This window comes from Actinomycetospora aurantiaca (genome assembly GCF_037401875.1).
Taxonomy (GTDB): domain Bacteria; phylum Actinomycetota; class Actinomycetes; order Mycobacteriales; family Pseudonocardiaceae; genus Actinomycetospora; species Actinomycetospora aurantiaca.
Genome location: NZ_JBBEGN010000003.1, coordinates 78,585 through 100,746, shown reverse-complemented (window position 1 = coordinate 100,746; position 22,162 = coordinate 78,585). Strand labels below are relative to the sequence as shown.

The window sequence follows — 22,162 nt, the reverse complement described above, 5'->3', positions numbered from 1 at the left end:
CCTCTGGGCCCGTCCCGGCGTCGAGCGGAGGATCGCTCCCGTCCCCGACCGTCGATCCCCGGAGCACCATGACCACCCCGCAGCAGCGCGTCCTCGTGACCGGCGGGTCCGGCTTCATCGCCGGGCACTGCATCCTGCAGCTCCTCGAGCAGGGCCACCTCGTCCGGACGACGGTGCGTTCCCTCGCCAAGCAGGACACGGTCCGAGCCGTGCTCACCGACGCGGGCCTGGTGCACGGCGAGCACCTGACCTTCGTCGCCGCCGACCTCACCGACGACGCCGGGTGGGCGGAGGCGGTCGCGGGCTGCGACGTCGTGCTGCACGTCGCCTCGCCGGTCGCGCCGGGCCATGTCGGGAACGAGGACGACGTCATCCGGCCCGCCCGCGAGGGCACGCTGCGCGTCCTGCGTGCCGCGCGCGACGGCGGGGTGCGGCGGGTGGTGCTCACGTCCGCCTTCCACGCGGTCGGCTTCGGCCATCCGCGCACCGACCACACGTTCACTGAGGACGACTGGTCCGTGCTCGACGGCCCGGGGATGGACGCCTACGGGCGGAGCAAGACCCTCGCCGAGCGCGCGGCGTGGGAGTTCGTCGAGGGCGAGGACCTCGAGCTCACGACGATGCTGCCGGTCGCCGTCATGGGCCCGGTGCTGGGTCGGGACATCTCCGGGTCCAACCAGCTCGTCCGGCGCATGCTCGCCGGGGCGTTGCCGGGCTACCCGGACATCGCCATCCCGGTGGTGGACGTCCGGGACGTGGCGAGCGCGCACGTCAGCGGCATGACCGCGCCGGACGCGGCCGGCCGGCGGTTCCTCCTCTCGACCGGGGACGCGATCCCGATGCGCCGGATCGGCGCGATCCTGCGGGAACAGCTCGGCGACGCGGCCTCCCGCGTGCCGACCCGGACCATCCCGAACCTCGTCGTCCGGGCGGGAGCGCTGTTCTCGACGGAGCTCCGCACCGCGGCGGCCGAGCTGGGCCACGTCAAGAAGGTCTCGAACGAGCGCGCCCGGCAGCGGTTGGACTGGCGGCCGCGCGACCCGCAGGAGGCGATCGTCGCTGCGGGGCGGAGCCTGGTCGAGAAGGATCTCGTGACGACGACCTGAGCCGGTCAGCGCGGCGCGTACATGATCACGGCGACGCCGACGAGGCAGACGAGGGCGCCGATGACGTCGAAGCGGTCGGGCCGGTAGCCGTCGAGGAGGACCCCCCAGAGCAGGGACCCGGCGACGAAGACGCCGCCGTAGGCGGCGAGGATGCGGCCGAACTGGGCCTCGGGCTGCAGCGCGGCGGCGAACCCGTACAGCCCGAGGGCGATGACGCCCAGGCCGGCGAGCCACCACGCCCGGCCCTCGCGGACGCTCTGCCACACCAGCCAGGCGCCCCCGATCTCGAACAGGGCGGCCACCACGAAGAGGGCCAGCGAGCGCAGGGTCATGAGCCGTCCACGCGCCCGACGCTAGACCTCCGGGTACACCTGGTCGTGACCCCGCACGACCCGACCCCGGGAGGCCCCGTGGACGTGAACGCCCTCGATGCCGTCGACGTGCACGTCCACGTCGAGCAGGACGGCCACGGCTGCACCTCGCTCGACCAGGAACTGCTCGACGCGTCGGCGAAGTACTTCCACCCCGACCAGGACCGCACGCCGACCGTGGAGACCATCGCCGAGCACTACCGGGCGCGGCGGACCGCGGCGGTCGTCTTCACCGTCGAGGCGCCCGCGGGCACCGGGCACCCGCCGCTGTCCAGCGAGGAGATCGCCGACCGCGCCGCGGAGCACCCGGACGTCCTCATCCCGTTCGGCTCGGTCGACCCGCACGGCGGGAAGGCCGCGGTGGCCCGGGCACGCCGCCTGGTCACCGAGCACGGCGTGCGCGGCTTCAAGTTCCACCCGAGCATGCAGGAGTTCGAGCCGAACGACGTCCGCTTCTACCCGCTCTACGAGGCGATCGCCGAGCTCGGCGTCCCGGCCCTGTTCCACACCGGGCAGACCGGGATCGGCGCGGGGTTGCCCGGCGGGCGGGGCATCAAGCTGCGGTACTCGAACCCGATGTACCTCGACGACGTGGCCGCGGACTTCCCGACGCTCACCGTCGTCCTCGCCCACCCCTCCGTGCCCTGGCAGGACGAGGCGATCTCGATCGCCACGCACAAGGCCAACGTCTACATCGACCTGTCCGGCTGGTCGCCGAAGTACTTCCCACCCCAGCTGGTGCGCGCCGCGAACACCATGCTCAGGCGCAAGGTCCTCTTCGGCTCCGACTTCCCGGTGATCACCCCCGACCGTTGGCGGGCGGACTTCGACACCCTCGAGATCAAGGACGAGGTGCGGCCGCTGATCCTCAAGGACAACGCCGTGCGCATGCTCGGCCTCGGGGCCTCGGCGTAGGAAGCACTAGGAGGCGCCGCCGAACAGCGCGACCACACTGTGCGGGGCTCCCGGTCCGAAGAACTGCTCCAGGTTCCGCGCCGAGCGGCCCGCGACCTCCGCGCTCCGCGGGAACAGGCGCTCCTCGTAGGCGGCGAGCGCGGTCCCGACGTCGGGTCGGGTGACCAGCTCGGTCGCCAGCTCCGCCGCGTCCAGCATCGCGACGTTCGCGCCCTCGCCCGCGAACGGGGACATCAGGTGCGCGGCGTCCCCGACGAGCGTCACGCCGGGCACCCGGTCCCACGTGAGCCCGACCGGCAGGGCGTGGATCGGGCGGAGCCACGGGACGGCGACGCTCCCGGTGACGAAGGCGGTCAGCAGCGGGGACCAGCCGTCGAACTCGGCGGCGATGCGTCGCAGGCCGGCCGGCCGGTCGTCGAGGTCGATCGCCCGCACCCACTCCTCGGGCCGGGTGAGGGCCACGTAGCCACGCACCCGCCCGTCCGCGTAGCGGTGGATCATCATGCCCCGGCCCGGCTCGACCGCCATGAGCGTGCCGCGCCCGATCGTCTCGACGCTCTCCCGGTGCTCGGCGGCACCGGCGTCGACGGCGACCTCGATGAACGACGTCCCGCTGTAGACCGGCGTCGCCGGGGTCAGCAGGGGGCGCACCCGCGACCAGGCCCCGTCCGCGCCGACGACGACGTCGGCCCGCGCGGTGGACCCGTCCGCGAACGCGAGCTCGGACCCGCCGTCGCGACCGGGGCGGACGGAGACGAGCGCGTGGCCCCACGCGATCGTGCCGGGGGCGAGCGAGGAGATCAGCAGGGACCGGAGCTCACCCCGGTCGACCTCCGGGCGCGACGGGTCGGGATCGCCGGGACGGTCGAGCAGCACCGTGCCGTGCCGGTCGACCACGCGCTTGGCGTCCTCGCCCGGGCGGACCAGGCCGAGGAACGCGTCGTGCAGACCGGCGGCGCGCAGCGCGACCTGCCCGGTCTCCTCGTGGATGTCGAGCAGGCCGCCCTGGGCGCGGGCGGCCGCCGAGGCCTCGGCCTCGTGGACCGTCACGGCGACGCCGTGGGCCTGGAGCACGCGGGCGAGCATCAGCCCGCCGAGCCCGGCCCCGACGACGGCGATGGTCGGCGGCATGGTCTGCGGCATGGTCTGCGGCACGGAGCACTCCTCGGTCGGTCAGCAGTGGGACGCTGACCGGGCAGGAGCTGCCCGATGTGTACGCGACGCCCGGGGAGGGCGCCGTTTTTCGCGACGGGCCGGACGGTAGTCCGATCCGGCGCGCCGCGGCAATCGGTCCCGGATCACAGCGCTCGGACTAGCGAAGCGGGGTCGCAGCCACCTCGCGGACGACCGCCAGGGTCTCGTCGGGATGGTCGAGGTGCAGGTCGTGGCCCGCTCCGAGCCACCTCACGACCTGCGCGCCGAGGGCTGCCGCCAGGCGCTCGTGGGCCTGACGGATCGGGTGCCCCGGCTTCCGGTCCGCGGTCACGACGACGGCGGGTGGCGACGGCAGGTCCGCCTCGCGGAAGCCGCGCGAGAGGGACGCGAGCCCCTCCACCGAGCGGGCCAGGGTCGGGAGGTCCGCGTCGCTGATCCGCTCGTGCGCCTCCGCGCAGTCCGGGCGCAGGTCGAGCCGGCGGCGTTCGCGGGCGAGCTGGGCCCGGAGCGCGCGGGCGAGGAGCCGGTGGAGCACCGGGACCCGGCACAGCACCCCGAGAGCCTGCATCGTGCGCTCGAGGCGGGTGCAGACCCGCGGGGCGTTGATCGGGGTCGGGTCGAGCAGGACCAGGGCGGCGACCAGCTCGGGATGGTCGCGCGCGAACAGGGTCGCGACCGCTCCACCCAGGCTCTGCCCGACGACGACCACCGGGCCGTGGTCCCGCGTCACCCGTGCGAGGTGCTCCGCCGCGCCGTCGAGACGACCGGTCGTCGTCGCGCGTCCGGTGCCGGGCCGGTCGTGGAGCAGCACCCGGCACCCGGGGTCGGCCACCAGCCCCTCGACCAGACCCGGGAAGAAGCCGTCGGCCGACTCCGCGCCCCCGGGCAGCAGGAGCACCGCCGGCCCGGACCGGCCCACCACCCGCACCTCGTCCATCCCGTCAGTGTCCCTTGAACGCCTCGGCCAGCCACCACGACGGCTCGTCCGCGACCACCTTGGCGTCGAGCACGAGCGGGCGGTCCCGGGGTCCGTCGAGCCAGGTTCCGAGCACCGCCAGGTCGGCCGTCGAGCGGACCACCGCCGCGTCGCACCCGTAGCCCCGGGCGATCGCGGCGAGGTCGGTGTCCGGGAAGCGGACGGTCGCGTGGTCGGCGTCGGCGAAGTGGTGGAACTCGGCGCCGTACCCGGCGTCGTCGTAGACCACGACCACCATCCCGAGCCCGAGTCGGGCCGCGGTCTCCAGCTCGCTGATGCCCATGAGGAACCCGCCGTCCCCGCACGCTGCGACGGTCAGCCGGTCGGGCCGGGCGAGGGCCGCACCGATCCCGGTCGCGAGCCCCAGGCCGATCGACTGGAAGCCCTGGGTGAAGCAGAACCCGGCCTCGTCGGGAACCTGCAGGTAGGCCGCCGGATATCCCATGAAGTTGCCGGAGTCGACGGCGACCGTGCGCTCGGCGGGCAGCAGCTCGTCGAGGGCGGCGGAGAGGACCCGCGGGTCGATGCGGTCCCCGACGACCTCGGCCGGGGCCGCGGGCCGGGCCTCGGCCCGAATCCGCTCGCCGACCTTGGCGCTGCGGTAGCCGGTGGTCTTCCCGCAGGCGTCCAGCACGTCCGCCGCCGTCGCCGCCACGTCGCCGAGCACCCCGAGCGCGAGCGGCCGGTTCGCGCCGAGCGCCTCAGGGGTGTCGTCGACCTGGACCAGCGTGGCACCGGCGGTGAGCTCGCCGTGCCGGGTCGTCCACATCGTCAGGGACGCACCCCAGGCGACGATCAGGTCCGCGTCCGCGATCAGCTCGGCGGCCGGCGAGGTGGAGAAGCCGCCGGAGATGCCCAGCGACCACGGCGACCCGGTGAACAGACCGTGCGCCACCGCGCTCGTCGCGAGCAGCGCGCCGCAGCGGTCGGCGAGCGCCTCCAGCTCGCCCCGCGCGCCGCGGGCCCCGCGCCCGGCGACGAACACCGGGCGTTCGGCGCCGTCGAGCAGTGCGGCGAGCTCCGCGACGGAGGCGACGTCCGGGCGGGGCGGGCGCCACGTCGTGAGCGGGCGGGAGGCCTCGACGGCGGGTGCGGCCTGCACGTCCAGGGGCAGGTTCACCACGACGGTGCGGCGCTGGTCGCGGGCGATGCCGTAGCCCCGGACGACGTCGGCCACGGCGGAACCCGGCGAGTGCACCCGCTCGGGCACCGCACCGACCGCGCGGACGAGGGCGTCCTGGTCGACGCGGAAGTTGTTGCGGACCTGGGCGCCCGGGGTGTCCGCGGCCAGCACCAGCAGCGGGCTCCGCGACTTGGCCGCCTCGGTGATCCCGGTGAGGGCGTTGGTCAGGCCCGGCCCCTGGTGCACGGTGAGCACCGTGACCTCGCCGGAGGTGCGGGCGTACGCGTCCGCCATCGTCGCGGCTCCGCCCTCGTGGCGGGCCGCCATGTAGGGCACCCCCGCGGCACGCAGGGCGTTGGTGACATGGAAGTTGCCGCTGCCGACGACCCCGAACGCCTGCCCGATCCCGAGCTCCGCGAACAGCGTCCCGACCTGCTCGGCGACCGTCCTCCCCGTCGCTGCGCTCGCCCCGACCGTCGTCATCAGCGCTCCACCAGCGCCAGCACCCGCGCGGGCGACCCGGAGCCGCCGACGATCGGCAGCGGGCTGACCACGAGCACCGCGCCGGTGGCGGGCAGGCGGCCGAGGTTGCGCAGGCTCGTCAGGCCCCAGCGGTGCGCGCCCATCAGGTAATGGTGGCAGGAGAACGGCGGATCGAAGCCACCGGCCGCGCCGGCGTCCGTGCCGACCGTCTCCACCCCGAACCCGGTCAGCGGCGACTCCTGGGCGATCCACCGCGCGCACTCCGCGGACACCCCCGGGGTGTGCGGGCCGGCCTCGTCGGCGTTGACGAACTCCTCCTGCGTGCCGCCCCGGGCCTCCCACCCGGTGCGGTAGAGGAGCCACCCGCCGTCGGGAAGGGGCCCGTGCTCGGCCTGCCAGGCCTCGAGGTGCGCGACCTCGAGCAGGAAGTCCGGGTCCTGCCCGACCTCGGCGCTCATGTCGATCACCGCCGCCGGCGCGACCAGCGTCGACATCGGCACCTGCGAGACGTCCGGGCCCTCGCGACCGGTCACCCAGTGGTTCGGGGCGTCGAGATGGGTGCCGGTGTGCTCGCCGGTGTGGATGTCGTTCCAGTACCAGGCCGGGCCGCGGTCGTCGTAACGCGAGAGCTCCTCGAGCCGGAACCGCGAGGTGTTCGCGAACGGCTCCGGGAGCTCCAGGATCGGCGTGGACTCCTGCAGCGGCGTGGTGAGGTCGACGACCTCGACGGCGCCGGAGCGCAGAGCCTCGGCGAACGCGGTCAGGACGGACACGGGCTCTCCTCGGGGTCGGGGCCCCCGATCATGCCTGCGAGGTGGAGATCGACGGTCGCGCCACGGCGGGGTGACCTCCCCGAGGCCCTCGTCGCAACCGGGTCCGATGGACACGGTCGCCAGACCCGCCTCGATCCTCCGGTACGGATGAGCCGGCCTGGGGGCCGACACGATCAGGTCCGCATCTGCTCCCGCGCCCACGCGACGAAGGTCGTCGCGGCCGGCCCGAGGTCGTCGTCGCGGCGGAGGACGAGGTAGAGGCAACGCTCGATCGGGCCGCCGTCGAGCCGCACCGCGCGGACGTCATCGTCACCGTGCTCCGACAGCGCCCACGCACTGATCACCCCGACGCCCTCGCGGGCGGCCACCGCCTCGAGCACGCCCGCGTTGGTGTCGCGGATCGTCCACTCCTGTTCGGAGATCAACGGGGTGCCGCGATCGACCAGGGCGTCGGCGAACGAGCGCCGCGTCCCGGACCCCTCCTCGCGCTCCACCAGCGCCGTCGCGGCCAGCTGCTCGACGGTCACCGACCCGCCGTCGAGATCGTGGCCGCGCGGTACCGCGAGCACGATCTCGTCGGCGCCCACGACCTCGGCCTCGAGGTCGTCCCCGTCGGGCTCCACACCGGCGAGACCGACCTCCGCGCGGCCGTCGCGCAGCGCCGCGAACACCCCTGCCGAGTCGGTGTCCTCGACTGCGACCCGGAACTCGGGCTGCCGGTCGCCGAACGTCGCGACGAGGTCGGGCACGAGGAACTCGCCCGGGATGCTGCTCGCCGCCACGGCCACCACCTCGGCCGAGGGGTACGGGTCCTGCGATGCGGTCACGGCGTCCTGCTCCGGGTCGCTCATGCGCCTCGGTGTACCCGGTCCACCTCAGGGACCGAACCGCTCGCGCAGCCGGAGCACCTCGTCCCGGACCTCCGTCGGGAGCAGGTCGGCGATCTGCTCCCGGCGCAGTGGGAGGTCGAGCAGGCTCAGCTTGAGGCGGCTGCGCCGGGCGTGGCGGGCGGGGTCGATCCGCACGACCAGGCCCGCGTCGGGCCGCAGGCGGGCGGAGACCGCCTCCGACGGCGACAGGTCACCCCACGCGTTGCCGTCGAGGCGGATCACCGCGTCCCGGCCCGTGGCGACGTTGCGCAGGCGCACAATGTCGGCGGCGGGCAGGACGACGGAGTGGCTGAGCCCGGTCATGGGGGCCACGGGCGTCATGGCGAGCACGTCGGCGCCCGGGGAGATCACGGGGCCGCCCGCTGCGTAGTTGTAGGCGGTCGAGCCGGTCGGGGTGCTGACGACGAGGGCGTCGCAGCGGTAGTAGCCGAACGGCGTCGCCTCGACCTCGAGCTCCAGCTCCACCGACCCGCCGGGCTCGGCGGCCCCCAGCACGACGTCGTTGAACGCGGCCGCGGTGCCACCGCCCGCTTCCAGCTCGACGCAGCTGTGCGGCTCGACGACGAACTCGCCGGACGGGAGCCGGTCGAGCACCGATCCGAGCTCGGCGGGGGTGACCTCCACCAGGAACCCGACGTTGCCGTAGTTCACCCCGAGCACCGGGACCGGGCGGTCGAGGGCCAGTCGCATCGCGCCGAGCATCGTGCCGTCGCCCCCGAGGCTGACCAGGGCGTGCACCTGCTCGAGGAACGCCTCGTCCGGCACGGCCTCGACGGTGACCGACGGCGGCAGGCGGGCCGCCTCGTCGTCGCGGACGAGGAGCCGGACACCCGTCCGTCCGGCCCACTCCTGCAGGGTCAGCAGCGAGTCCTCGACGACCTTCGTGGGGTGGACGACCACCCCGATGCACGGTGCCGGCTCCATGGTCGACATCCTGGCAGGGACCGACCTCTCCTCACCCGTTCCCGACGACGGGCAGGAGGAGCTGCGACGGCGTGCCCGGGCCGGTGTGGACGGTGGTGCGCCCGCCGAAGACCTCGGGTGGCCGGTCGGCGGGGTGGTGGTGCAGCCACGGCCCCGAGCCGCGCGACACCCACGCCTCGTTGGGGTCGTCCGGGGGTTCGCGTTCGAAGTCGTGCCCGCTGATCTGCAGGCCGATGCGGTACCCGGCCGGCAGGACGATGCAGGTCGGCCAGATCTCGACCTGGACCTCGTAGACCACGCGGGGATCGAGCGGCTGGTGCTCGTCGTGGGGGTGGAAGGGGCGCCACGGCCGGCTGCGCTCGGGGTCGAGCTTGCGGTGCGAGGCGCGCAGCCAGCCCTGGGCCAGCGGGGTGTGCGGGTCGATGGTGCCCTGGAACTCGACCTCGCGGCCGTCGGGCGCGAAGGCCTGCAGCGTCAGGAACAGGTCGGCGTCCGCGGTGGTCGAGGACACGAACAGCGTCGCCGCGAGCGGCCCGGTCAGCTCGGTCTCGGCCTCCAGCGGGGCGGACAGGAAGGTCACCGGGGCGCCGAGGGCGTCGAACCCGACCGACCCGGTCTCCGGCTCGCCCATCACGAGGGCGTGGCCCGTGGCGTCGAGGTGCATCGGTGTCCACGCGGTGCGCGCGAGCGGCCACTCGTGTTCGCGGCGCGGCTCGACGTCGTCGGTGAAGGGGCGCCGGACGTGCAGCAGGATTGGGGGCTCGTCGTCCCAGCCGTTGTCCTGGCCCTTGAGGAAGTGGTCGAGGAACCGCTTCTGCAGGGCCATGCCCTGGTCGAGGTAGAACCACTCCTCGTGCCGGCCGGGATGGGCCTCGAGGTACTTGTGGCGCGACGCGGCCTGGGTGAAGGCCTCGAAGTTGCCGCGCGGGTGGAGCCCGAAGCCGGCCCAGCTCGCCGCGCTGAGGAACGGCACGGTCACGCGCGACCAGTCCGGCGAGCGGTCCCGGTAGAAGGACCCGTCGAGCGGGCGCGCGAGAATCTCCGCGACGGGGTCGCTGCGCCGCTCGGCCAGCTCGTCGTCGGTGAGTTCCTCCGGCCCGGTCGCCCGCTCCCCGAGCCACGGATCGGTCAGCCCGGCCGGGTTGCCGTGCTGGACCGAGATCACCTGGCGCGGGTACCAGGTCTCGAGGAAGGCGTTGCTCAGGATGCCGCCGTGCCGGGCGAAGTCGCGGTAGAAGTCCGCGGCGCCCTCCCACGGGATCATCGCCGCCAGGTGCGGCGGTTGCAGGGAGGCGACCAGCCACTGGTTGATCGCGTAGTAGGAGATGCCGTTGAGCCCCACCCTGCCGGTGCTCCACGGCTGCGTCCCGGCCCATTCGACGGCGTCGTGGTAGTCCCGCACCTCCCGCGGGGACAGCATGTCCAGGTGCCCGGGTGAGCGGCCGGCGCCGCGGGAGTCGACCCGCACCACCGCGTACCCCCACGGCACCCAGATCTCGGGGTCCACGGTCTCCCAGGTCATGAACTCCCGACTCGACCCCGGCAGCGCCTCCGGATGGGTCCGGGTGAACCACGCCCACTGTGGCGCATACCCCTCGGAGTAGCGCACGCCCTTCCCGTAGGGCCCCAGGGTCATGACGACGGGTGCCGGCGACCCGTCGTCGGGTCGGAACACGTCCGCGCGCAGCACGGCGCCGTCGTCGCACGGCACCTCGACATCCCGCTCGATGATCATCCCGACGCTCCCCGGTGAGCTTCTCCAACCGACGAGTTGGACTCTCGCAGCCCGCCGTCACGAAAGCAACCACCGAGTTGGAGATGGGAGGATTACCCCATGGCCTGGGACACCGCGCGGACGAAGCAGCGCCTGCTCGACGCGGCGGTGCACGAGTTCAGCCGGCACGGGCCGGAGGGCGCCCGCGTGGACCGGGTCGCGCAGCGCGCCGGGGTGAACAAGGAGCGCATCTACCAGTACTTCGGCAGCAAGCAGAAGCTGTTCAGCGCCGTACTCGAGCAGGAGATGATCAAGCTCGCCGCGGCGGTGCCGCTGACCGTGGAGCAGGCCGCCGACCTCGGCGAGTTCGCCGGGCGGGTCTACGACTACCACCGCCACTACCCGCACTACCTCCGACTGCTCCTGTGGGAGGGCCTGGACCCCGACCCGGCCGGCTCCGAGCCGCCCGCCGTCGCCGCCGCCGTGGAACGGGCCGAGCACTACCGCGAGAACGTCCGGGCGATCGAGGTCGCCCAGGCCGGGGGCGCGCTCCGGTCCGACGTCGCCGCGGCCCACCTGCTCTACGTCGCCCGGGCGCTCGCGGCGTGGTGGCTGGCGGTCCCGTCCGCGATCACGCTGATGCTCGGCGAGCTCGCCCGGGAGTCGGCCGAGGACCGCCGGAAGGTCCTGGTCCGCCTGGTCGACGAGGCCACCCGCGCCCCCGGTGGGAGGCTGGGCCCATGAGTTCGATCTACGCGCTGAACCTCTTCGACCTCGCCCAGAACGACGACTACAAGGCCTACTCGAAGCGCTCCGTCGACGCCGTCGGCAAGCACGGCGGCCGCGTCGTCGCGCTCGGCCGGCTCAGCGCGGACTCCCCCAGCACGGGCGACTCGCCCCGCCACGTGATGGTGCTCGTCGAGTGGCCCTCCGCCGAGGCGTTCCAGGCGTTCAAGGACGACCCCGACCACGTCGACCTCCACCCGTTGCGCGAGGGCGGGACCGAGAACTACCTCTGGTGGGCCTACGACCGACTCGAGGACCTGCGGCCCGTCCTCAACGACCGGGACCTCTGATCCCTCCCGGGGACGGGGCGGGGCCGGCAGGAGCAACCCCTGTCAGCCGACGGGGCCGAGGGCCCAGGCGTACTGGCGGGGCCAGGCGACAGGGGAGCCTGCCTCGCGGAGCACGGTCCTGGCCCAGTGGGGGTCACGGAGCAACGCCCGGCCGGCGAGGACGACGTCCGCTTCGCCACTGGCCAGGATCCGCTCCACGTGTCCGGTCTCCTCGATGAGCCCGACGGTGCTCACCACGGCTCCGGTGGCGCGACGGACCGTCGCCGCGAGAGGGACCTGGTAGCCGGGGAACGCATCGACCGCCGCCGGCCGCAGACCTCCGCTGGACACGTCCACGAGGTCGACGCCCATCGGGACGACCTTCTCGGTCAGGGCGACGGCGTCCTCGACGGTCAGCCCTCCGCCGAGCCGATCGGTGCCGGATATCCGAAGCAGAACCGGCAACGCCTGCGGCCACACCTCACGGACGGCGCCGATCACGTCGGACACCAGCTTCGTGCGGTCCCGCCCGTAGGCATCACCGCGCGTGTTGCTCAGAGGAGAAAGAAACGCGTGCAGGAGATAGCCATGAGCCACGTGGACTTCGATCGCCCGGAACCCCGCTCGCCGCGCGCGTGCCGCCGCGGCGGCGAAGAGCGCCGGCACAGCGTCCACCTGCGCCTCGGAGAGCGCGCGGACCACGGGCCCGTCCGGTGCCGGTGACGGCGCCCAGGGAATCCAGCCGCCATCGGCCGGCTCGACCCGTCGGCGACGGTCGACCCACGGTTGGTAGGTCGACGCCTTGGGACCGGCATGCCCGAGCTGGAGCGCCGGCACGACCCCGTGACGCTCGACGGCCGCCACGACCCGGGCCAGGCCCGGCACCTGCGCATCGGCCCAGATGCCCAGGTCGGTCGGACTGACGCGACCCTCGGGGTGGACCGCCGTCGCCTCGGTGAGGATCAGCCCGACACCGCCGACAGCACGCGCCTCGAGGTGGGAGACATGCCAGTCGGTGACGGAGCCGGCGCCGGGACCGGTGGGTTCCGACGAGTACTGACACATCGGGGACATCCAGAGCCGATTGGGCACCCGCAACGACCGCAGGATCAGGGGATCACCGGGGCGGGTCACAGCGTGTCGTTCAGCGCCTTGATCGGCATCTTGAGGGTGTCCAGCATCTCGAGGTCCTGCTCGGCCGGCCGCCCGAGGTTCGTCAGGTAGTTCCCGACGATGATCGCGTTGATCCCGCCCAGCATCCCCTGCTCCGCGCCGAAGTCGCCCAGGGTCAGCTCCCGGCCGCCGGCGAAGCGCAGCACCGTCTTGGGCATCGCGAGCCGGAACGCCGCGATCGTCATCAGCGCGTCCGGGCCCTGCGGCACCTCGAGGTGCGCGAACGGCGTGCCCGGGTTCGGGATCAGGAAGTTCATCGGGACCTCGTCGGGCTCGAGCTCCGCGAGCTGCACGGCGAACTCCGCGCGCTGCTCGAGGGTCTCCCCCATCCCGACGATGCCGCCGCAGCAGACCTCCATGCCCGCGGCCCGCACCATCTGCAGGGTCTCCCAGCGCTCCTCCCAGGTGTGGGTCGTGACGACCTCCGGGAAGTGGCTGCGCGCGGTCTCCAGGTTGTGGTTGTAGCGGTGCACGCCCATCGCGGCCAGCCGGTCGACCTGGTCCTGGGTCAGCATCCCCAGCGAGCACGCGACGTTGATGTCGACCTCGGCGCGGATCGCGGCGACCCCGACCCGGACCTGCTCCATGAGCTTCTCGTCCGGCCCACGCACGGCCGCGACGATGCAGAACTCCGTCGCGCCGGTCTTCGCGGTCTGCTTCGCGGCCTCGACCAGGCGGTCCTTGTCCAGCCACGCCGCGCGCACCGGGGAGTCGAACAGTCCCGACTGGGAGCAGAAGTGGCAGTCCTCCGGGCACCCGCCGGTCTTCAGGCTCACGATGCCCTCGACCTCGACGTCCGGGCCGCACCAGCGCATCCGCACCTCGTGGGCCAGCGCCAACGCCTCGGTCAACCGCTCCGCCGGCAACCGCAGCACCTCGAGCACCTGCGCCTCGGAGAGCCCCTCACCCCGCTCGAGGACCTGCTCCCGGGCGACGGCGAGCACGTCGACGCCGACCGCCGTCACGCGGGCCACCGGGAGGCCAGCTCCTCGAGTCCGGAGCGGTAGATGCCGGAGATGGCCTCGGCCAGACCGGCCTCCTCGTCGGACGCGGCCCGGAACTCGGCCCCCCAGACGACCTCGCTGCCCTGCTGGTGCGGCTCCACCGAGAGCCGGGACCGGTAGAACTCCAGGGCGAGCGGGCCGGACTCGTACTCGTAGACGTAGGTGCGGGCGGAGTCGTCCCGCTCGGTGATCCGCTCGAAGGCCTCGCCGCCTCCGCCGGCGAGCACGGCGCGGCGCAGGTCGCCGTCGAGCGAGGAGCTCTCGAGGGCCGGCACCCAGTCGGCGACGTTCGCGGCGTCGCCCGCGACCTTCCACACGGCGTCGGGGTCGGCGGAGACGACGACGCGTTCGGTGACGTTCACTCAGTTCTCCTCGATGAGACGGGCCCGGAGGTGGGCGAAGGTGGCGTCGTCGACGCCGTGAGCGGTGAGCAGGGCCCGGGCGCCGCCGAACCGGGCGTCGACGCCGGCGAGGTAGCGCTCGATGACGGCGCCGTCGGCGTGGAAGGCTTCGGGCGGATAGACGTCGATCGCGTCGCCGTAGGACGCCATGGAGCGCAGGCGCTCCATGGCGGCGGTGAGGTCGGACTCGCTCGCGGCGTAGTCGGCGGCGATGTCCTCGCGACGCACCCCGACCGCGTCGAGGAGCAGCGCCACGGCGGCACCGGTGCGGTCGCGGCCCAGCGTGCAGTGCACAAGGGTCGGTGCCACGTCCTCGTCCGCCAGCGCCCGCACGACCCCGACGAGCGCGGGGACGTCGTTCTCCAGGTACGCCAGGTAGGTCGACACCAGGGGGTCCTCGTCCGGCATCGGGGCGACCGCCGAGCCGTCCGCGACGAGGTCGCGCGGGGTGAACGGAACCCGCACCACGCGCACGCCGAGCTCATCCAACGGTCCCCGCCCCTCGCGCCGGGCCTCGTCGACGAGCCGCAGGTCGATCGTGGACCGCAGCCCCGTGTCGGCGATCAGCTCCCGCGCGGCCGCCTCGGTGAGGAACTGCGGGGTGCCGCTGCGGTAGAGCACACCGGGACGGACGACGGCACCGTCCTGCGTCCGCAGTCCGGCGACCTCCCGGAAGCCGAGGAGACCGGCGTAGCGGGGCGCCACGTCGGTCACGAGGGCACCGACAGGATCGTGACGACGCAGGCGTTGCCGTCCATACCTGCCGCACCCCCGCCCATCGTCTCGACGAGCCCGACCTCGTGGTGCGGGACCTGGCGGGGCCCGGCAAGCCCGCGCAGCTGCCAGACGACCTCGGCGAGCTGCGCGGTGCCGGTGGCCCCGAGCGGGTGGCCGCGGGAGAGGAGTCCGCCGCTGGGGTTCACCGGCTGGGCGCCGTCGCGGGCGGTGTGCCCGGACGGGGCGAGCTCCGCACCCTTGCCGCGCGGAGCGAACCCGAGCGCCTCCAACGTGAGGATCTCGCCAATGGTGAAGGCGTCGTGGACCTCGAGGAGATCGATGTCGGCCGGGGTGCGGCCGGCCTGGGCGAACGCCTTCTCCGCCGCGCGGGTGACGCTGGCGAAGCCCCAGACGTCGGTGCTGCGGTGGTCCCACAGCGCGCCGGACACCATCGCGGACGCCTCCACCACCACGTCGCCCGCCCGGCCCCGCTGTCCGCCGACGATCAGCGCGCCGGCGCCGTCGCTGGTCGGGCAGCACTGCAGGAACGTCAGCGGCTCGGCGATCATCCGCGAGGACAGCACCTCCTCGACCGTCGGCGCGACGGCGCGGAGCTGCGCCCGCGGGTTGTCCAGCCCGTTGCGCTTGTTCTTGACGGCGACGGCGGCGAGCTGCTCGGGCGCGACGTCGAACTCGCCGAGGTAGCGCTGCGCCTGCAGCGCGTAGAGCCCAGGCAGGGGCAGCGACGCCGCGCCCTCCGGGTCCGTGGCCTCGGGGATGATCGCGCCGGAGAAGAGCGTCGACATCTGGTCGACGCCGAGCACGAGCACGCACCCGAAGCGGCCGAGGCGGACCGCCTCGACGGCCTCGTGGTAGGCGCTCGTGCCGCTCGCGCAGGCGTTCTCGACGGTCCACATCGGGACGCCGGGGATGCCGAGGCCCCGCTGGACCCGGGTCGCCACGCCGGGCGGTCCGAACACCGAGCCGACGATGATCGCGTCGATCTCGCCCGGGGAGATGTCCGCGTCCCGGACCGCCTCGGACACGGCGTCCCAGGCCAACGTCTCGACGCGGCGGTCGGGGAAGCTGCCGTACGCCGAGGTCCCGACGCCCCACACCATGGGCTGGACGGTCACGACTCCTCCTCCACGACGGGCTCGACGACGAGGTCGCCCTGGTCCGTCCCGGTCACCCGCACCCGCGTCCCGATCGTCAGGACGCCGGGCCGGTCGAGGTGCGCGAGCACGCGCGGGCCGTCGTCGATGTCGACGTAGGCCAGGCCGAAGGGCGGCCGGCGGTGCCCGACCGGGATCGCGACGACCGTCGAGGACCAGACCGCACCCGTCGTCGGGAAGCGGGCGGGTTCGACGTCGGCGTAGCAGACCGGGCACCACGGGATGCCGGACTGTGCGGCGGGGTAGCGGCAGGCGGTGCAGCGCACCCCGAGGACGGCGCCGTCGGCCAGCACCGGGCGGGAGTCCGCCACGGGCAGCCCGCCCCCGACGGGCCCCGGGCGCCGCTTGGTGGGTCGCCCCACCCCAAGTTCCGAGCTCATCAGTGGTCCCCGTGCAGCGTCAGTGAGAAGTCGCCGGACTCGATGTGCAGGTAGGCCCCGACCGAGGTCTCGACCAGCTCGCGCACGAAACGCATCTCCTTCGTGGTCGGCGCGAAGTCGCGGTTGCGGGTCGGGGTGGCGCGCATGGCGTCGACGTCGCTCTCGGGGACGAGCAGCCGCAGGATGAGCTCGTCGTCGGAGATGCCCGACCCGAAGCGTTCCCGGAGCTCGTCGAGCGACGGCTGGGGCGGCTCCCAGTCCGTGTAGCTCCTCGCCTTCGGCGAGGCCATGATCACGTCGAGGACCTCCTGGTCCAGCGGCGCGACCGGCTTCCCGTAGAAGCCGTGCGCGTAGATCATCACCTCGTCGGGGACCACGGAGTAGCGCTTCCCGGTGACCACGTTGAGCACCGCCTGCGTGCCCACGAGCTGCGAGAACGGCGTGGCCATGACGGGGTAGCCGAGTTCCTCGCGCACCCGCGACATCTCGTCGAGGACCTCCTCGAACCGGTCCTCCATGCCGCGGGCACGCAGTTGGTCCTTGAAGGTGCCGCTCATCCCGCCCGGGAGCTGGTGGCGGTAGAGGAACAGCGAGTACTCCGCCGGCGTCCCGACCGGGAGGTCCTCGTACTCCGCCACCCGCAGCAGGTGCTCCTCGACCGGGGCGAAGCGGGTCTCGTCGAGATCGACCTCGAAGCCCGCGTAACGCAGGTTCGCGACCGTGTTCTCCGTCGACGGCAGCGACACCCCGGCCGCGAGCGGGCGGCTCGCGGTGTGCACGCGCCGGGCGCCGGCGAGCACACCCTCCAGGTAGTTCAGCGGTGCGAGGGCGTTGTTGCTGTGGAAGTGGATCTCGACGGGGAGGTCGCCCGCCGCACCGACGATGGCCGCCACGAGGGTCCGGGTGCGCTCGGGGGTGAGCAGGCCCGCGGCGTCCTCGAGCTCGATGCCGTCGGCGCCGAGCGCGACCAGCTCGCGGGTGCGGGCCGCGTAGTACTCGTCGGTGTGGAAGGGGCTGTCCGCGTAGAGGATGCAGGGCACCGCGGCGGCGCCCTCGGCCTGCGCCGTCTTCACCAGGCGACCGATCTTGTCCGTGTTGAACAGGCCGTCGTAGATCCAGAAACTGCCGATGCCGTGGGCACACAGCCGCTGCACCCAAAGGTCCATGACGCTGTCGGCGGTCAGCCCGAAGGTGACGATGCCGTTGCTGCGGGTGCCCGCCCGCACGGTGGTGCGGGGCATCGCCCGCGACAGCGAGATCAGCTGCTCCCAGGGGTCCTCGCGGCAGTGTCGGGCGAGCACCTCGAAGATCGAGCTGCCGACCAGGTCGATCGTGTGGAAGCCGGTGCGGTCGAGTTCCGCCGCCATGGGCAGCCCCATGTCCTTGCGGAGCTTCATCCCCCACCAGCTCTGCGGGCCGTCGCGCAGGGTCTGGTCGATGATCTCGATGCGCCTCGGCCCGCCGACGGCGGTGCCCGCGCTGTCCAGGTAGCTCACGTCGTCTCCAGAAAGTCGGCGAGGCCGCGCTCGGCGATCCAGGTCGTGGTGACCGCCGCCGACCGGAAGTCGGGGTGGTCGAGGGTGCTGCGCGCGAACGCGGCCGTGGTGGGGACGCCCTCGACCCGGAGCTCGCGCAGGGCGGCGACGAGCCGGTCGGCCGCGGTGTCGCGGTCCGGGCCGTGGGCGATGATCTTGGCGAGCAGCGAGTCGTAGTACGGCGGGACGACGTAGCCGGGCTCGCAGTGCGAGTCGACCCGGATCCCTGTTCCCGACGGCGGGTCCCAGACCCCGACCGTGCCCGGGCGGGGCGCGAAGTCGCGGGCCGGGTCCTCGGTGGTGATGCGGACCTCGATCGCGTGGCCGCGCGGGACGACGTCGGCCTGCGCCAGGTCGAGCGGTTCCCCCGCCGCCGAGCGGAGCTGAGCCGCGACGAGATCCACCCCGGTGACCATCTCGGTGACCGGGTGTTCGACCTGGATGCGCGCGTTGAACTCCAGGAACGCATGGTCGCCGCGGTCGACGTCGTAGATGAACTCGACGGTGCCCGCACTGTCCAGCCCGAGCGCACGGGCGAACGCGACCCCGTCGCGGTGCAACCGGGACCGGATCTCCTCGGGCAGGCCGGACGCCGGCGACTCCTCGACGACCTTCTGGTGCCGGCGCTGCAGGGAGCAGTCCCGCTCGCCGAGGTGGATCACGGTGCCGTGCCGGTCGCCCAACACCTGGACCTCGACGTGGCGCGCGTGCCGGATGTAGCGCTCGACGAACAGCCGGCCGTCGCCGAAGGCCGCCCGGGCCTCCTCGGTCGCGGCCGGCCACCGGGCGCGCAACCCGGCCTCGTCCTCGACGACGGACATGCCCCGGCCACCCCCGCCCGCGGAGGCCTTGAGCAGGACCGGGAACCCGACGGCACGGGCCGCGGCCACGGCCGCGTCGGGGCCGTCCAGGATCGGCGAGCCCTCCAGCACCGGGATCCCGGCGGAGCGGGCGAGCTCGCGGGCCTCGGCCTTGTCGCCGGCGCCCGCCACCGCCTCGGGCCGGGGCCCGACGAACGTCAGTCCCTCGGCGACGACGGCGGCCGCGAACCCCGGGTTCTCGGACAGGAAGCCGTAGCCGGGGTGCACGGCGTCGCACCCGGTGCCGAGCGCAGCCGCGAGCAGCGACGGCCCGTGCAGGTAGCTCGACCCCGCGGCGGGCGGTCCGATGCAGATCGCGCGGTCGGCGAGGCGGGCCGCGAGGCTGTCCCGGTCCGCGGTGGACACCGCGACCACGGTCTCGATCCCCAGGTCGCGGCAGGTGCGCACGATGCGGACCGCGATCTCGCCGCGATTGGCGACGAACACCCGGCGGATCGGGCGGCGGACGACCGTCGGGTCCGGGGACACCGTGGCCGTGGCGCTACTCATCGGGGCGGAGCCAGACGAGGACCTGCTCGTACTCGACCAGGTCGGCGTTCGCGGCGCAGATCTCGACGACCTCCCCCGCGACCGGGGCGACCACGGGGTTCATCAGCTTCATGACCTCGACGATCGCCAGCTGCGCGTCCCGCTCGACGTGGTCGCCGACCGCGACGAACGGGGGCTGACCCGGCGACGGCGCGACCCAGAACGCGCCGACGGCGGGCGAGTGCACCGCGACCAGGCCGGTCCGGTCCGCGGTCGCCGCGGGGCTGACCGGGGCGGGCGCGACCGGCGTGACCGGCGCGACCGGAGCCGGGGCGGGAGCGGGTGGCGGAGGTGCGACCGGGGCGGAGGGCGCCGAGGCGGACGGCAGGACGGACGACGGGACGGGCGGCGCGTGCCGGCCGACCGAGACCCGGATGCCGCGGACCTCCAGCTCCATCCCGGTCCAGTCCGACCGGGCGAACGTCGCGAGGATCTCGCGGATCTCCCGGTGCGTGACCGCCAGGGGCACGTCGTCGGAGCCGGTGTCCGGGGACGCGGTCATGCCGTCCTCCCGTGGGCGTCGTGGTGGGCGATGGCGGCGAGCAGGACCGGGAGCCGACGGGTGGCGACGATCGTCCCGACCCCGGCATCGAGGGCGGCACGGGCGCCGTCGGCGCTCTGGAAGACGGCGCCCCGGACGGCGGTCGCGCCGGGCGGGATCGTCGGGACGCCGTCGCCCAACGCCTCCGGATCGACCGTGTCGCCGTCGAAGACCGGGCCGAGCCGGCAGGCCGCCTCGCCGTCGGCAGCCAGCACGCGGACCGGGGAGAACTCGTCGGCCCACGCGGTGAGCTCGACGAGGTCGTCGTCGGCGCACTCGTCGGCCGCGGTGACGGCGATCTCGCCGTCGTAGATGCGCCCGGACGTCGCGTCGACCGTCACCGTGCGGCCCGCCAGCGACGCCACGACACCCGCGCCGCACCCGACGACGCAGGGCACGTCGAGTGCCCGCCCGACGACCGCGGCGTGGGACGTCGTGCCGCCGACCTCGGTGATCACCGCCGAGGCCGCGATCATGCCCTGCACGTCCTCGGGGCTCGTCGTGTGCCGGGCCAGGACCGAGCCCGGGTGGCGCTGCGCCTCCTCGGCGGTCCCGACGACGACGCCGGTCGCGACGCCGGGGCTCGCGGCGGCCCCGGCGGCCAGGAGGGTCGCCGCCGCGGCCGCGTCCCCGTCGATCTCGGGGCGGAGCAGCGACACCGCCTGCTCGGCGTTCACCCGGCGGACCGCCTCGGCCGGCGTGAGGGTCCCCTCCCGCACCAGGGCGCGCGCGATGCGCACGGCCGCGCGTGCGGTGCGCTTGGCCGGCCGCGACTGCAGCAGGTACAGCGACCCGTGCTGCACCGTGAACTCGATGTCCTGGGCGTCGCGGCCCTCGTCGTCGAGCCGCCGGGCCGCCGTCAGGAGCTCGTCGTGGACGGCGGGGAGACGCTCGGCGAGGTCGGTGAGCGGCCGCGGCGTGATCCGGCCGGAGACGACGTCCTCGCCCTGGCCGCGCGGGAGGTACTCGCCGTAGGGCTCACGGGTGCCGTCGACGGGGCTGCGGGTGAACAGGACCCCGGTCCCCGAGGAGTCGTCCAGGTTGCCGAAGACCATCGCCTGGACCGTCACCGCGGTGCCGAGGTCGTCGCGGATGCCCCAGTGCTTCCGGTAGGCGACCGCGCGCCGCGACCGGCTGGAGGCGAAGACCGCACCGACGGCCGCGCGGAGCTGCTCCCACGGGTCGGCCGGGATCTCCTCGGTCACGTCGTCGGCGATCGCGCGGCGGACCGCGTCGGTGTCGGGGAGGTCCTCGAGCTCCTCGGTGCAGCCGAGGACCTGGCGGCCGTAGAACCCGCAGAATCGCCGGTGCACCTCGGCCGCGAACGTGGCATCGCCGGCCTCCGCGGCCAGCGCCGCCTCGACGTCGGGATTCATCCCGAGGTCCAGGATCGTGTCCATCATCCCGGGCATGCTCACGGCGGCGCCGGAGCGCACGGACACCAGCAGCGGACGCTCGGTGCCGCCGAAGGTGCGGTCCAGCTCCCGCTCCAGCAACCGGATGCCCGCCACGAGCTCGCCCTCGAGCCCCGCCGGCAGCCCGCCCTCGGCGAAGTACGCGCGGCACGCCTCCGTCGTCACGACGAAGGCCGGCGGAACGGGCAGGCCGAGCGAGCGCATCCGCCACAGGCTCCACGCCTTGCCGCCGACGAGCTCCTTGCTCGGCTCGACGGCGGGGTCGTCCGGGACGACGGTCCAGCGCGGCGCGACCCGGGTCGTGGTCGTGCTCATTCCGGACGCTCCCGCCCCGTCAGCCGCAGGACGTGCTCGTGCATCTGGAACCAGACCGTGTGCACGGAATCGACCCGGACCCCACTGACATGGTCGGTCTCGCCGCCCTCCGCGCGGGTCAGGGCTGCGTCGAGCCGGTCGGCGAAGCGGTCCAGGAGCGGGTCCGCCGTGGCGAGGGGAGCCAGGACCTTGCGGGTCTTCTCGAGCACCCGCCCGAGCCGGTCGAGGATCTTCGCGTCGCGGTCGGAGTCGGAGTGGTCGTTCGGGGTCGGTACCCCGTCGACGTCGACCGTCTGCCACTCGGTGGTCAGGGCGAGGACCTGCTTGTTCACGCCCTCCTCGAAGGACTCCATCGCCGCGCCGATCTCGTCGTCGGAGCGGATCGCGGCGAACGCGTCGACGTAGAGCCCGTCGAGGTGGGAGCGCCCGGCCGGCGTGATCATGTAGGAGCCGCGAGCGGTGATGGCGTGCCCGTCGGCGACCGCCCGGTCGAGCGCGGTCGCGACGTCGGCCTCGGGCAGGCCGTTGATGTGGGCGGCCTGCTCGGCGGAGGCGAGCTGGCGCAGCGTGAGGGTGTGCAGGGCGAGCTGGTGCGGCTCGAGCATGGGGTCT

Annotated in this window: 23 protein-coding genes; 4 read left to right on the top strand and 19 right to left on the bottom strand. The window is 73.9% G+C overall.

All coding sequences use genetic code 11. The features are described from left to right. Positions 1-68: 68 nt before the first annotated feature. Positions 69-1,106 (top strand): SDR family oxidoreductase, encoded by a 1,038-nt coding sequence (locus WCD74_RS08305; protein ID WP_337694371.1) that lies wholly within the window; start codon positions 69-71, stop codon positions 1,104-1,106. Between the two features lie 5 nt (positions 1,107-1,111). On the opposite strand, the gene WCD74_RS08300 is transcribed toward WCD74_RS08305, so the two are convergent. Next, positions 1,112-1,438, bottom strand: a complete 327-nt coding sequence (locus tag WCD74_RS08300; protein ID WP_337694370.1) for a YnfA family protein — start codon at positions 1,436-1,438, stop codon at positions 1,112-1,114. 78 nt (positions 1,439-1,516) lie between these two features. Between WCD74_RS08300 and couO the strand changes: the two genes are divergently transcribed. Further along, positions 1,517-2,392, top strand: a complete 876-nt coding sequence (gene couO / locus WCD74_RS08295; protein WP_337694369.1) for a 4-hydroxyphenyl-beta-ketoacyl-CoA hydrolase — start codon at positions 1,517-1,519, stop codon at positions 2,390-2,392. 6 nt (positions 2,393-2,398) lie between these two features. Here couO and WCD74_RS08290 read toward each other — a convergent pair whose 3' ends face one another. From WCD74_RS08290 to WCD74_RS08260, 7 genes are all read right to left on the bottom strand, one after another. Beyond that, positions 2,399-3,547: an FAD-dependent oxidoreductase gene (locus WCD74_RS08290; protein WP_337694368.1), complete on the bottom strand. Its 1,149-nt coding sequence runs from the start codon at positions 3,545-3,547 to the stop codon at positions 2,399-2,401. Positions 3,548-3,704: 157 nt separating this feature from the next. Next, a complete protein-coding gene (locus WCD74_RS08285; RefSeq protein WP_337694367.1) occupies positions 3,705-4,484 on the bottom strand; it encodes an alpha/beta fold hydrolase in 780 nt (259 codons plus the stop codon). Between the two features lie 4 nt (positions 4,485-4,488). Then, positions 4,489-6,129, bottom strand: a complete 1,641-nt coding sequence (locus WCD74_RS08280) for a thiamine pyrophosphate-binding protein (RefSeq protein ID WP_337694366.1) — start codon at positions 6,127-6,129, stop codon at positions 4,489-4,491. Beyond that, positions 6,129-6,902 (bottom strand): cyclase family protein, encoded by a 774-nt coding sequence (locus WCD74_RS08275; RefSeq protein ID WP_337694365.1) that lies wholly within the window; start codon positions 6,900-6,902, stop codon positions 6,129-6,131. Before WCD74_RS08275 ends, WCD74_RS08280 begins: the two co-directional genes overlap by 1 nt. A 173-nt stretch (positions 6,903-7,075) precedes the next feature. Next, entirely contained in the window at positions 7,076-7,753 is a 678-nt protein-coding gene (locus WCD74_RS08270; RefSeq protein WP_337694364.1) for a LysR substrate-binding domain-containing protein, read from the bottom strand. A gap of 24 nt (positions 7,754-7,777) precedes the next feature. Continuing rightward, positions 7,778-8,716 (bottom strand): NAD(+)/NADH kinase, encoded by a 939-nt coding sequence (locus WCD74_RS08265; RefSeq protein ID WP_337694363.1) that lies wholly within the window; start codon positions 8,714-8,716, stop codon positions 7,778-7,780. Positions 8,717-8,747: 31 nt separating this feature from the next. After that, a complete protein-coding gene (locus WCD74_RS08260; RefSeq protein WP_337694362.1) occupies positions 8,748-10,451 on the bottom strand; it encodes a CocE/NonD family hydrolase in 1,704 nt (567 codons plus the stop codon). A 99-nt stretch (positions 10,452-10,550) separates the two neighbouring features. Between WCD74_RS08260 and WCD74_RS08255 the strand changes: the two genes are divergently transcribed. Then, positions 10,551-11,174 (top strand): TetR/AcrR family transcriptional regulator, encoded by a 624-nt coding sequence (locus tag WCD74_RS08255; protein ID WP_337694361.1) that lies wholly within the window; start codon positions 10,551-10,553, stop codon positions 11,172-11,174. After that, positions 11,171-11,506 carry a DUF1330 domain-containing protein gene (locus WCD74_RS08250; RefSeq protein WP_337694360.1) on the top strand — a complete coding sequence of 112 codons (336 nt, stop codon included), beginning with the start codon at positions 11,171-11,173 and terminating at the stop codon, positions 11,504-11,506. The genes WCD74_RS08255 and WCD74_RS08250 overlap by 4 nt, the downstream gene beginning before the upstream one ends. A gap of 42 nt (positions 11,507-11,548) precedes the next feature. Here WCD74_RS08250 and WCD74_RS08245 read toward each other — a convergent pair whose 3' ends face one another. Genes WCD74_RS08245 through WCD74_RS08195 form a run of 11 tightly spaced genes read right to left on the bottom strand, consistent with a single transcriptional unit; the run spans position 11,549 to position 22,155 of the window. Beyond that, entirely contained in the window at positions 11,549-12,619 is a 1,071-nt protein-coding gene (locus WCD74_RS08245) for an oxidoreductase (RefSeq protein ID WP_337694359.1), read from the bottom strand. Beyond that, positions 12,616-13,623, bottom strand: a complete 1,008-nt coding sequence (gene bioB / locus WCD74_RS08240; RefSeq protein ID WP_337694777.1) for a biotin synthase BioB — start codon at positions 13,621-13,623, stop codon at positions 12,616-12,618. The genes WCD74_RS08245 and bioB overlap by 4 nt, the downstream gene beginning before the upstream one ends. Then, on the bottom strand, positions 13,620-14,024 hold the full coding sequence (locus WCD74_RS08235; RefSeq protein WP_337694358.1) for an SRPBCC family protein: 405 nt from the start codon (positions 14,022-14,024) through the stop codon (positions 13,620-13,622). The genes bioB and WCD74_RS08235 overlap by 4 nt, the downstream gene beginning before the upstream one ends. Beyond that, entirely contained in the window at positions 14,025-14,777 is a 753-nt protein-coding gene (locus tag WCD74_RS08230; protein WP_337694357.1) for a tyrosine-protein phosphatase, read from the bottom strand. Next, on the bottom strand, positions 14,774-15,916 hold the full coding sequence (locus WCD74_RS08225; RefSeq protein WP_337694356.1) for a thiolase family protein: 1,143 nt from the start codon (positions 15,914-15,916) through the stop codon (positions 14,774-14,776). The genes WCD74_RS08230 and WCD74_RS08225 overlap by 4 nt, the downstream gene beginning before the upstream one ends. After that, positions 15,913-16,335, bottom strand: coding sequence for a Zn-ribbon domain-containing OB-fold protein (locus WCD74_RS08220; RefSeq protein WP_337694355.1), 423 nt, complete (start codon positions 16,333-16,335; stop codon positions 15,913-15,915). The genes WCD74_RS08225 and WCD74_RS08220 overlap by 4 nt, the downstream gene beginning before the upstream one ends. Then, positions 16,335-17,831: a hydroxymethylglutaryl-CoA lyase-like TIM-barrel protein gene (locus WCD74_RS08215; RefSeq protein ID WP_337694354.1), complete on the bottom strand. Its 1,497-nt coding sequence runs from the start codon at positions 17,829-17,831 to the stop codon at positions 16,335-16,337. Before WCD74_RS08215 ends, WCD74_RS08220 begins: the two co-directional genes overlap by 1 nt. Continuing rightward, positions 17,828-19,240 (bottom strand): acetyl-CoA carboxylase biotin carboxylase subunit, encoded by a 1,413-nt coding sequence (locus WCD74_RS08210; protein WP_337694353.1) that lies wholly within the window; start codon positions 19,238-19,240, stop codon positions 17,828-17,830. The genes WCD74_RS08215 and WCD74_RS08210 overlap by 4 nt, the downstream gene beginning before the upstream one ends. Beyond that, entirely contained in the window at positions 19,233-19,781 is a 549-nt protein-coding gene (gene accB, locus WCD74_RS08205; protein ID WP_337694352.1) for an acetyl-CoA carboxylase biotin carboxyl carrier protein, read from the bottom strand. Before accB ends, WCD74_RS08210 begins: the two co-directional genes overlap by 8 nt. Then, the gene (locus tag WCD74_RS08200) at positions 19,778-21,550 is read right to left on the bottom strand and encodes a pyruvate, phosphate dikinase (RefSeq protein ID WP_337694351.1); all 1,773 of its coding nucleotides are present in this window, start codon (positions 21,548-21,550) and stop codon (positions 19,778-19,780) included. Before WCD74_RS08200 ends, accB begins: the two co-directional genes overlap by 4 nt. Further along, positions 21,547-22,155 carry a hypothetical protein gene (locus WCD74_RS08195; protein WP_337694350.1) on the bottom strand — a complete coding sequence of 203 codons (609 nt, stop codon included), beginning with the start codon at positions 22,153-22,155 and terminating at the stop codon, positions 21,547-21,549. Before WCD74_RS08195 ends, WCD74_RS08200 begins: the two co-directional genes overlap by 4 nt. Positions 22,156-22,162 lie beyond the last annotated feature (7 nt).

Bases quoted from the DNA above. Each gene is read 5' to 3' on its own strand.
- WCD74_RS08250 (WP_337694360.1), top strand. From the start codon at position 11,171: ATGAGTTCGATCTACGCGCTGAACCTCTTCGACCTCGCCCAGAACGAC.
- WCD74_RS08300 (WP_337694370.1), bottom strand. From the start codon at position 1,438: ATGACCCTGCGCTCGCTGGCCCTCTTCGTGGTGGCCGCCCTGTTCGAG.
- WCD74_RS08195 (WP_337694350.1), bottom strand. From the start codon at position 22,155: ATGCTCGAGCCGCACCAGCTCGCCCTGCACACCCTCACGCTGCGCCAG.
- WCD74_RS08280 (WP_337694366.1), bottom strand. From the start codon at position 6,129: ATGACGACGGTCGGGGCGAGCGCAGCGACGGGGAGGACGGTCGCCGAG.
- WCD74_RS08255 (WP_337694361.1), top strand. From the start codon at position 10,551: ATGGCCTGGGACACCGCGCGGACGAAGCAGCGCCTGCTCGACGCGGCG.
- WCD74_RS08285 (WP_337694367.1), bottom strand. From the start codon at position 4,484: ATGGACGAGGTGCGGGTGGTGGGCCGGTCCGGGCCGGCGGTGCTCCTG.
- WCD74_RS08260 (WP_337694362.1), bottom strand. From the start codon at position 10,451: ATGATCATCGAGCGGGATGTCGAGGTGCCGTGCGACGACGGCGCCGTG.
- WCD74_RS08220 (WP_337694355.1), bottom strand. From the start codon at position 16,335: ATGAGCTCGGAACTTGGGGTGGGGCGACCCACCAAGCGGCGCCCGGGG.
- WCD74_RS08270 (WP_337694364.1), bottom strand. From the start codon at position 7,753: ATGAGCGACCCGGAGCAGGACGCCGTGACCGCATCGCAGGACCCGTAC.
- WCD74_RS08305 (WP_337694371.1), top strand. From the start codon at position 69: ATGACCACCCCGCAGCAGCGCGTCCTCGTGACCGGCGGGTCCGGCTTC.
- WCD74_RS08210 (WP_337694353.1), bottom strand. From the start codon at position 19,240: ATGAGTAGCGCCACGGCCACGGTGTCCCCGGACCCGACGGTCGTCCGC.
- WCD74_RS08200 (WP_337694351.1), bottom strand. From the start codon at position 21,550: ATGAGCACGACCACGACCCGGGTCGCGCCGCGCTGGACCGTCGTCCCG.
- WCD74_RS08265 (WP_337694363.1), bottom strand. From the start codon at position 8,716: ATGGAGCCGGCACCGTGCATCGGGGTGGTCGTCCACCCCACGAAGGTC.
- accB (WP_337694352.1), bottom strand. From the start codon at position 19,781: ATGACCGCGTCCCCGGACACCGGCTCCGACGACGTGCCCCTGGCGGTC.